The sequence below is a fragment of the Ruegeria sp. AB10 genome, from assembly GCF_056542745.1.
The window spans coordinates 475,832-485,903 of sequence record NZ_JBQGAI010000002.1 but is presented as its reverse complement, the minus strand read 5'-3'; the positions used below and the strand labels follow the sequence as shown (position 1 = coordinate 485,903).

General features: G+C 60.5%; 8 protein-coding genes. 4 read left to right on the top strand and 4 right to left on the bottom strand.

Going from position 1 to position 10,072, the window contains the following annotated elements; genetic code table 11:
• Positions 1–499: PLP-dependent aminotransferase family protein (locus ACR0NT_RS07395; RefSeq protein ID WP_480442828.1), on the bottom strand; the 499-nt coding region annotated here is incomplete at its 3' end.
• 166 nt (positions 500–665) lie between these two features.
• Between ACR0NT_RS07395 and ACR0NT_RS07390 the strand changes: the two genes are divergently transcribed.
• Positions 666–1,427 (top strand): NAD kinase, encoded by a 762-nt coding sequence (locus ACR0NT_RS07390; protein WP_170672134.1) that lies wholly within the window; start codon positions 666–668, stop codon positions 1,425–1,427.
• Positions 1,428–1,663: 236 nt separating this feature from the next.
• Here the strand turns inward: ACR0NT_RS07390 and ACR0NT_RS07385 are convergent, their stop codons facing one another.
• From ACR0NT_RS07385 to ACR0NT_RS07375, 3 genes are all read right to left on the bottom strand, one after another.
• A complete protein-coding gene (locus ACR0NT_RS07385; RefSeq protein WP_170442996.1) occupies positions 1,664–3,121 on the bottom strand; it encodes an amidase family protein in 1,458 nt (485 codons plus the stop codon).
• Positions 3,122–3,217: 96 nt separating this feature from the next.
• Complete coding sequence (prpE, locus tag ACR0NT_RS07380; protein ID WP_170442998.1) at positions 3,218–5,107, bottom strand: propionate-CoA ligase PrpE; 1,890 nt, start codon at positions 5,105–5,107, stop codon at positions 3,218–3,220.
• 273 nt (positions 5,108–5,380) lie between these two features.
• Entirely contained in the window at positions 5,381–7,654 is a 2,274-nt protein-coding gene (locus ACR0NT_RS07375; protein WP_170443000.1) for an NADP-dependent malic enzyme, read from the bottom strand.
• A gap of 180 nt (positions 7,655–7,834) precedes the next feature.
• Between ACR0NT_RS07375 and ACR0NT_RS07370 the strand changes: the two genes are divergently transcribed.
• The 3 genes from ACR0NT_RS07370 (at position 7,835) to ACR0NT_RS07360 (ending at position 10,072) form a co-directional block, all read left to right on the top strand.
• On the top strand, positions 7,835–8,524 hold the full coding sequence (locus tag ACR0NT_RS07370) for a hypothetical protein (RefSeq protein ID WP_170443002.1): 690 nt from the start codon (positions 7,835–7,837) through the stop codon (positions 8,522–8,524).
• Positions 8,493–9,590: a cupin domain-containing protein gene (locus tag ACR0NT_RS07365; protein WP_480442825.1), complete on the top strand. Its 1,098-nt coding sequence runs from the start codon at positions 8,493–8,495 to the stop codon at positions 9,588–9,590. Before ACR0NT_RS07370 ends, ACR0NT_RS07365 begins: the two co-directional genes overlap by 32 nt.
• 89 nt (positions 9,591–9,679) lie before the next feature.
• On the top strand, positions 9,680–10,072 hold the full coding sequence (locus ACR0NT_RS07360) for a cytidine deaminase (protein ID WP_170443005.1): 393 nt from the start codon (positions 9,680–9,682) through the stop codon (positions 10,070–10,072).

The following is a 10,072-nucleotide window of genomic DNA, read 5'->3' as shown; positions in this document are numbered from 1 at the left end:
CGACCTGATCGTAATCCAGCATGTTGTCTTCTTTGCGCACACCATACTGGACGGCCTTGAACCACTTGCCCGACTGGTTGGGCGCGGCGCCGTGGGTCAGGTGACCGCCAGCGTCCAGGCTCATGCCTAGAATGGTGTCGCCGGGCTGGATCAGCGCCTGGAACACACCCTGGTTGGCCTGGCTGCCCGAGTTCGGCTGCACGTTGGCGAACTCACAGCCGAACAGCTGCTTGGCGCGGTCGATGGCCAGGTTCTCGGCGATGTCGACGAACTGGCAACCGCCATAGTAGCGGCGGCCGGGATAACCCTCGGCGTATTTGTTGGTCATCACCGAGCCCTGCGCCTCCATCACGGCGGCAGAGACGATGTTCTCGGACGCGATCAACTCGATCTCGTCGCGCTGACGGCCCAGCTCGGATGTGATCGAGCCAAAAAGCTCAGGATCACGGTCCGCAAGCGATTGGGTGAAAAAACCGGTGTCACGAAGATTGGCGTTCATGGGGGCTCCACATGGCAGGAATAATCTTGCGGATTTCCTATCGGAAACGGCACATCTGCAAAAGCTGTAAAGCGACGATTTGGCCCGCTGTGGCGTCAAGACTGGCCTATCGGGGAAAGGTATGTTTGTTTCGGAACCAAATGTGTAACACCGGAAACCGGAAAAGATGACAAAGAGAATCGCCTTTCTCGCCAGCGATGTCGAAGTTGCGCAAACCGCGCGGAGCAGTCTTGTAAAGCTGTATGGCAATGCGGCCCCCCGAGATGCGGATGTGGTGGTTGCCCTGGGCGGTGACGGGTTCATGTTGCACACGCTGCACAACATGCAGCATCTGGACACGCCGGTTTATGGCATGAACTGCGGTACCATCGGGTTCCTGATGAATGAGTTTCACGAAGACGACCTGATGGAGCGTTTGGCCGCGGCCGAAGAAGAGGTGATCAACCCTTTGGCGATGCAGGCTATGGACCAATCCGGCAAACTGCACGAGGCACTGGCCATCAACGAGGTGTCGCTGCTGCGCGCGGGCCCGCAGGCAGCCCGGCTGAAGATCAGCGTCGACGGGCGCGTGCGGATGGCCGAACTGGTCTGCGACGGCGCCTTGCTGTCAACGCCGGCCGGATCGACGGCGTACAACTATTCGGCACATGGGCCGATTCTGCCCATTGGGTCCGACGTGCTGGCCCTGACGGCGATTGCCGCGTTCCGGCCCCGCCGGTGGCGCGGGGCGCTTTTGCCCAAGATCGCCAAGGTTCGTTTTGACGTGCTGGACGCCGATAAGCGTCCGGTCATGGCCGACGCGGATTCGGTGTCCTTTGCCGATATCGACTGGGTCGAGATTCGCTCGGAACCGTCAATCCAACACCGTATACTGTTCGATCCGGGGCATGGGCTGGAAGAGCGTCTGATCTCGGAACAGTTCACCTGAAATCCCGGAAACGCGCCTTTTTGCTCTTGTGTGATCCAGTTCACAGGCGTTCGATTCATCTTTTGTTAATCTTAACTTGCCCGGAGAACACGCCTAGGTGGGAGTGAGTGGCCACCAAGCGGCGTTTTTGAATGATTGCGCAGTTTTCGCGCCGGCGAGGGTAGGTGGTGCTACGCTCGTTGTCAGATTTCCGGGCTTATTTAAGCAAGAGGACCCCGGGCGCAAAACCCCGGGGTCTATTTTCTTGTTCCGGCCTGCTTGGCCGTATCCATTTTTTCCCAAAGCGGCAGGCACATCTGGCCCACGCGCGCCTCAATCGCGGCGGCGGCGTCAACCGCCATGTCCTCGCGCCAGCGGCGGGCGGCGATCTGGATGTTGATCGGTTGCGGCCCTTGCGGCAGATCGGCCAGCCGCGCGGGAACGCTGGCGGCGGGCAGGCCCAGAAAGTTCATCGCATAGGAATAAACTGCGCAGCCCAGAACCTCGTGCACACCTTCGACACCTTCGGTATCACGGTCGGGTTTGAAAAACGGCTGCGGCAGGAAAGGGGACAGAATCAGGGGGTAATCCTGCATGAACAGCGACCATTCCCGTGCATAATGGGTGCGTTTGGCCAGCATCTGGATCATGTCGGTGCCGATGATGGGCGGGAATTCCTGAAAATAGACGTCGAAGATTTCGCGAATGACCTCGGATCCCGCAGCCTCGATATCGCCTTTTAACAGGGTCAGGACCTCACCCATCAGTGTGCGGTAACCGGTTCGGCCACAGTCGAACACATCGGGCGGGCTGACTTCATCGACCTGATAACCCGCATCGACCAGCGCATCGCGCGCCGCGTCCAGCGCCTTGTCGACCTCGGGGTGCAGGGCATAGCCGAAGGTGTCTTTGGTAAAGGCGACCTTGATGGGATCGTCCAGAGGTTCGCCGTGCCAAGGCATTGGCACGTGGAACGGATCGCGCGGGTCGGATGCGATCAGGCAGGGCATCGACAGGTGCAGATCGTTAGCGCAGCGAGTGATCAGACCCTGCACAGACATGGATTGCGCCAGTATCCCGCGTTCGATCGGCTGGCTGGGGTTCCACGCCGGGACGCGACCAAGGCCGGGTTTTACCGTGACCGCTCCGTTCGCGGCCGCAGGAAAGCGCAGGCTGCCGCCAATATCGTTTCCATGCGCCAGCGCGCCGACCCCGGCCATCACGGCGGCCCCGGCACCGCCCGAGGACCCGCCGGGCGAAATATGTCGCCCCCAGGGGTTATGCGTGCGGCCATGCAATGGGTTGTCGGTGTCCGCACGGAACGAGAACTCTGGCGTATTGGTCCGCCCAATCACTACGGCCCCGGCATCTTGCAGGTTACGCACGACCGGAGCGTCATCCGGCGCAATCACGTCTTTCAAAGCCACAACGCCGTTCGATGTGGCGTAACCTTTTTGGTCGACATTGATTTTGATCGTAACCGGCACGCCATGCAGCGGTCCGGTTGATGTTCCCTTCGCCCGAGCCTGATCGAGGCCGCGTGCGCGTTCCAGTGCCTCCGTGCCCAGATCCTCGACCACCGCGTTCAGGTCCGGATTGATCTGATGCATCCGCTCAATGGCCGCGCGCACCGCGTCTTCGGCACTCAGGTCTCCGCTGCGGGTGAGGGCGGTCAGGTCTGTGGCGCTCAGTCGCCAGATGTCGGAATGTGTCATGCGGCCTCATTGTCTGGGTCAGACAGTAGGGGCCCTGTTCGCGGTTGCAAGGGAAAGGCACGAGGCGCGGGCGGCCAGAGACCACCCGCAGAGTGTTTATTGTGCGTATCCGATGGATTTCAGCGCAACGGTGATCTCGTCCAGAATTGCCGGATCGTCGATGGTTGCGGGCATCTTATAGTCCTGGCTGTCCGCAATCGATACCATCGTGCCGCGCAGGATTTTGCCCGACCGGGTCTTTGGCAGGCGATCCACCACGACGGCCTTTTTGAAGGCGGCCACCGGGCCGATCTTTTCGCGGACCAGTTTGACCACGTCCTGCACGACCTCACCATGGTTGCGGTCACAGCCCGCGTTCAGGCACAGGAAGCCAACGGGCATCTGCCCTTTCAACTGATCGGTCACGCCGATCACGGCGCATTCGGCGACGTCGGGATGTGCGGCCAGTACCTCTTCCATCCCGCCAGTCGACAGCCGGTGGCCCGCGACGTTGATCACGTCGTCGGTGCGCGCCATGATATAAAGGTATCCGTCCTCATCGATCATCCCCGCATCACCGGTTTCATAGTAGCCAGGGAAGTGGTTAAGGTATGAGCTTTTAAACCGCTCTTCCGCGTTCCACAGCGTTGGCAGGGTACCCGGAGGCAACGGCAGCTTGACTGCAATCGCGCCCAGTTCGCCCGGCTTCATCGGGTGGCCGCCCTCATCCAGAATCTGCACGTCATAGCCGGGCATCGGCTTGGCCGGAGAGCCCAGCTTGACCGGCAATTCTTCGATCCCCAAGGGGTTGCCCGCGATGGCCCAACCGGTTTCCGTCTGCCACCAATGATCGATCACCGGAACCTTCAGCGCATCCTGAGCCCATACGATCGTATCCGGGTCTGCGCGTTCACCGGCCAGATATAGTGCACGCAGGCAGGACAGGTCGTATTTCGCCAGCATCTCGCCCTTGGGGTCCTCGCGTTTCACGGCGCGGATGGCGGTGGGGGCGGTGAAGAAGCTTTTGACCTTGTGCTCGGAAATCACCCGCCAGAAGGTGCCCGCGTCGGGGGTGCCGACCGGTTTGCCTTCGAACACGATGGTGGTGTTGCCGTGGATCAGCGGGGCATAGCAGATGTAGGAATGCCCCACGACCCAGCCCACATCTGATGCGGCCCAGAACACATCGCCGGGATCGACGTCATAGATGTTCTTCATCGTCCAGTTCAGCGCAACCAGATGGCCCGCGGTCGGGCGCACGACGCCCTTGGGGGCACCCGTGGTGCCCGAGGTGTAAAGGATATAGGCCGGGTCATTGCCGTCCACCGGCACACATTCCGCCGGTTCGACACCGTATTGGAACCCGTGCCAGTTATAGTCACGCCCCTCGACCAGTCGCGCCACTTCCTGTTCGCGCTGGAAGATCACGCAGAAATCGGGCTTGTGACTGGCCATGTCGATGGCGCCGTCCAGCAGGGGCTTATAGTGCACCACGCGGCCCGGTTCCATCCCGCAGGACGCGGCGATGATCGCCTTGGGCTTGGCGTCGTCGATACGAACCGCCAGTTCGTTGCTGGCAAAGCCGCCGAACACGACCGAGTGCACGGCGCCCAGACGGGCGCAGGCCAGCATCGCCTCAAGCGCTTCGGGGATCATCGGCATGTAGATGATGACCCGGTCGCCCTTTTGGACGCCCTTGGCCCGCAGCGCCCCGGCCAGGTTGGCCACGCGGTTGCGCAGTTCGACATAAGAAATCTCGCGCTTGGTGTGGGTGATCGGGCTGTCATAGATGATGGCCGTCTGCTCTCCGCGGCCGTTTTCGACGTGGCGGTCCACCGCGTTCCAGCAGGTGTTGACCTTGGCATCGCAGAACCATTCATACATCGGCGCGTTGTCGTCAAACAGCGCCTTGGTCGGAGGTTGAATCCAATCAATCCCTTTTGCGGCCTCCATCCAGTATGCCTCTGGATCGGATTTCCAGTTTTCGTAAACGTCCTGATAAGCCACGTTGGTCTCCTCCTTAAATCCCTTGCGCCGTGTGTAAGGTGGGCAAGGGGGCGCGCACAAGCGAGGGAGATAACGGGGCGTCACTTTATCGCAAAATATTTGCAGGTCGCGCCAAATTCGCCTGCAAATTTTTGCAAAGTGTTTTGAGGGGGCAAAGTTGCGCGTCTAGAGTGCGGGTTTTTGCAAATCTGCAAAGTTCGGCGTGCAAAGAATCACCGACGCTCAGAATATGCTCAGGTGCCGACGCGGGCACCCGAGCCTCTGTTTCGGGCGTTAGCCGTAATGTGCCACTGGGGTTCCGGCAATAGCGGCCATGTTCAGCAGCCCGCGAGCGGTGATGGAGGGCGTCACGATATGCGCCTTGTTGCCCATGCCCATCAGGACCGGCCCAACTTCCAGCCCGTCGGCTTTCATCTTCAGGATATTGCGCACGCCGCTGGCCGCATCCGCATGGGCGAAGATCAGAACATTTGCTGCGCCGTCCAGGCGCGAGTTCGGGAATATCCGCGAGCGCAATTCCGGGTCCAGCGCCAGATCGAGGTTCATCTCACCTTCATAGGTAAAGTCGCGCGGTTCGGAATCGAGAATTTCCAGCGCGGCGCGCAGACGTTTACCGGACCCTTCGGCCTGATTGCCAAATTGCGATTGCGAACAGAAGGCAATCTTGGGTTCAATACCGAACCGGCGCACATGCCGCGCGGCGCCGATTGTGGATTCGGCCAGTTCCTCGGGTGTCGGCAATTGCCGTACATGGGTGTCGGCGATGAACAGGGGGCCGTCTTCGAGGATCATCAGGGACAGTGCGCCGTGCGGGCGCAGGTCGCCATCGGCCAGCACCTGTTGCACATAGTTCAGATGCCAGCGGTACTCGCCGAAAGTGCCGCAGATCATGCTGTCGGCTTCGCCCCGCTGCACCATGATGGCGGCAATCGCGGTGTTGTTCGTGCGCATGATCGCCTTGGCCAGATCGGGCGTCACGCCGCGGCGCTGCATGATTGCGTGATACGAATTCCAATAGTCATAGTAGCGCGGGTCATCCTGCGGGTTCACGATCTGGAAATCCTCGCCGGGGCGGACCGTCAGGCCCAGCCGCTCGCACCGGGCGCTGATGACATCGGGGCGCCCGATCAGGATGGGCGTTTCGGTGGTCTCTTCCAGAATGGCCTGCGCGGCGCGCAGGACACGCTCGTCTTCACCCTCGGCAAATACAATCCGACGCGAGGCGACGGCGGCGGCCTCGAAGACGGGCCGCATCAGCAGGGCGGATTTGAACACGGTCTGGTTCAGACGCTCTTTATACGCTTCGATATCGTCGATCGGCCGCTTGGCAACACCGCTCTCCATCGCCGCCTTGGCCACCGAGGAGGACACGACGCCAACCAGGCGCGGGTCAAACGGTTTCGGGATCAGGTAATCCGGGCCGAACGTCAGTTGTTCACCCTTATAGGCCGCGGCGGCTTCGGCGCTGGTGGTGGCGCGGGCCATCTCGGCGATGCCGTCGACGCAGGCGATCTGCATTTCGTCGTTGATCTCTGTCGCGCCCACATCCAGTGCACCCCGGAAGATGAAGGGGAAGCAAAGAACGTTGTTGACCTGATTGGGAAAATCGCTGCGGCCGGTGGCGATGATCGCATCCGGCGCGACCTCACGCGCGGCTTGCGGCAGAATCTCAGGCGTCGGGTTGGCCAGCGCAAAGATGATCGGGCGCTTGGCCATTTTCTCGACCATTTCGGGTTTGAGCACATTGGGGCCGCTGAGGCCAAGGAACAGGTCGGCGTCACCAATGACATCGTCCAGCGTGCGCAGGTCGGATTTCTGCGCGAACTGGTCCTTGTGCGGGTTCATGTCCTCGGCGCGGCCTTCGTAGACCAGCCCATGAATGTCGCACAGCCAGATATTCTCGCGTTTGACGCCCAGTTTCACCAACATGCTGAGGCAGGCGATCCCCGCTGCGCCGCCGCCGGTAGAGACGACCTTGATATCCTCGAATTTCTTTCCGGCCACATGCAGCGCGTTTTTGGCGGCGGCCCCAACAACGATAGCAGTACCGTGCTGATCGTCGTGAAAGACCGGAATATTCATCCGCTCGCGGCACAGCTTTTCAACGATAAAGCAATCGGGGGCCTTGATGTCCTCGAGATTGATGGCGCCGAAGGTCGGCTCCAACGCGCAGACGATATCGGCCAGCTTTTCCGGGTCGGGCTGATCGACCTCGATATCGAAACAGTCGATGCCGGCGAACTTCTTGAACAGAACCGCCTTGCCCTCCATCACCGGTTTCGAGGCCAGCGCACCGATATTGCCCAGCCCCAGAACCGCCGTCCCGTTCGAGACAACCGCCACCAGATTGCCGCGCGCTGTGTAGCGTTCCGCGTTGTCGGCATCCGCCTTGATCTCAAGGCTGGCCTCGGCCACGCCGGGTGAATAGGCACGAGCCAGATCACGGCCGTTGGCCATCGGCTTGGTCGCCTTGATTTCCAGCTTCCCGGGTTTTGGATGGGCGTGATATTCAAGCGCGGCCTGCCGCAAACTGGGTGTATCCGACATCGAAATTCAGCTCCCTTCAGAAATTTGATTTAGCCCTAAACTAATTTTCGAGGCTTGGCTACGCTGCGTCACTCAAGAACGCAGAGCGGGCCGATTTGCCGCTGCGCTTGATTTCCACCGCAAAACATTTACAGTCCCGCGACTTTCGAACCCACCCTCTTTTGCATCGAGAAGACCGGCATGAGCTATCAGAAAGACGTCGAGATGGGCGCGGCCCTTTCGTCGAACAATCGCAGATTTAGAACTGCATTCAGCGCGGCAATCGTTCTGGGTGTTGTGATACTGTGCGCCATCTCGCTGTGGCCGATGCAGGCGGCGGTGTTCAACCAAGAGGGCGGTCTGATCGAAACCGGCTCGGCCGCGGCGTTGTTGGCCGCCGGTTTGGTGGCGCTCTACCGGTATCGCGGGATCAGTCGCCTGTATATTGGCTTGGTCCTGCTGTTGCTGGCGGAACGAGAGCTTGAGGCCGATATTTATGCCGTGGACAGCACGCCTTACTTTATTCTGCACGGTCTGGATGTCCTGCTGGATATGACAGTGGTGCGTGTGGTTCTGGCGGTGATCGTGCTGGGCGGGGTAGCCTGGCATGGGGTTCCGAACGCCTGGCGGGCGCTGAAGGAACGGGCGCCGTTTCTGCTGGTGTTCTTTCTGGCCGGCATGTGCGCTGTCGTTGCGCAGGGGTTGGAAGAGGTCAGCAGCGCCATTGACACCGAAATGTCGACCATAATGGCGACCCGTCTGTTCGTGTTGGAAGAAACGCTTGAGATGTTCTTTTCGATTGGCATTTTGTCCGCCGTTCTGATCGGATGGCCGAAAGCCAAGGCCGATGAGACCACCAATGAGCAAACCGCACGCCCAGACCCAAGCTGAAATCCGCCTGCCCACGCAGGAATTGCGCAACGATATCCCGTTTTACACCAAGGTTCTGGGGATGCGGATGGACATGATCTATCCCGCCGATGACCCGCGTATCGCCGTGTTCTCGGGCCATGGCCTGCGTCTGAGGATTGAGAAAGACGCGCCGGAATCGCCCGGTACGCTGCGTATTCTGACGAGCACCCCGGATGACTTCGCAGAGGGTCGGCGCAGCCTTGTCGCCCCCAACGGCACCCGCGTTGAGATTGACAAGTTGAACCCGCCTCTGGTCATGCCGGAAACGGTGCATTCCTTCGTGGTGCGCAGGCTGAAAGATCAGGCGCCGTGGATCATCGGGCGGGCAGGAATGCACTATCGCGATCTGGTGCCGGATCGGCTGGGCGGATCGATCATCGCCAGCCATATTCGCATTCCCGACGGTGGGCCCGTGCCTGATATGGTGCATTTCCACAAGGTCGGGTTTCAGTTGATCTTCTGCATTCATGGCTGGGTCGACGTGGTCTACGAAGATCAGGGCGACAAGATGCGCCTGACTGCAGGCGATTGCTTTATCCAGCCGCCAGAGATCCGCCACCGCGTGCTCGAAGCCTCGGACAACGTGCAGGTGATCGAGATCGGCGTTCCTGCCGAGCATGTCACCGAGATCGATCATGAGATGGAGTTGCCAACGCCTCACCACCGCCCGGATCGGGAATGGCAGGGTCAGCGGTTCGTCTTCAATCAGGCCGAGGGGGCCGAGTGGGTTCCGTTCCGTCTGCCGGGCTATATTTGCCGCGACACTACCATTGCCGAGAACACCAAGGGCGTTGCCGGGGTGCAGGTTGTACGCAAAGGACAGGGCGATCCGGTCTGGGCGGCCCACGATACGGATATCCATTTTACCTTTGTCATGAACGGGAAAGTCACGCTTGAGGGCGAAGGCCGCGATCCGTTCCGGCTTGAACAGGGGGACGCTTTTGTCATTCCGCCCGGTATGCGCACCCGGCTTGCTGATCCCTCGGACGATGTTGAACTGCTCGAAGTGACCCTGCCGGGCACGTTCGATACGTCGCTGGGTTAGGGAATCTTCTGTCCGGGGCTTCAACTCCCTGGTCGGTTTCATTTAGGGTATGCCTTTCTGACCAGATGATCAAAAATTGGGGAATCGCCATGACTTTGAAAGACGCCGCACTGTCCGTCCGGGAAAAAGCCTATGCGCCCTATTCCAATTTCAAGGTCGGCGCGGCGATCCGGTCGGCCTCGGGCGTGGTTTATTCCGGCTGCAATGTTGAAAACGTGGCCTATCCTGAAGGCACCTGTGCCGAGGCCGGAGCCATCGCCGCCATGGTCGCTGCGGGCGAACAGAGCCTGACTGAGGTTTACGTGGTCGCGTCCTCTCCGCAACCGGTGCCGCCCTGCGGGGGGTGCCGCCAGAAACTGGCCGAATTCGGCAAGCGTGATGTCAAGGTGACCCTGGCTACGGTTGACGGGGCCGAGCTCGAAACCACCATCGGCGACCTGCTTCCGGGGGCTTTCGACGCCTCGCATATGGAGGATGTCTAA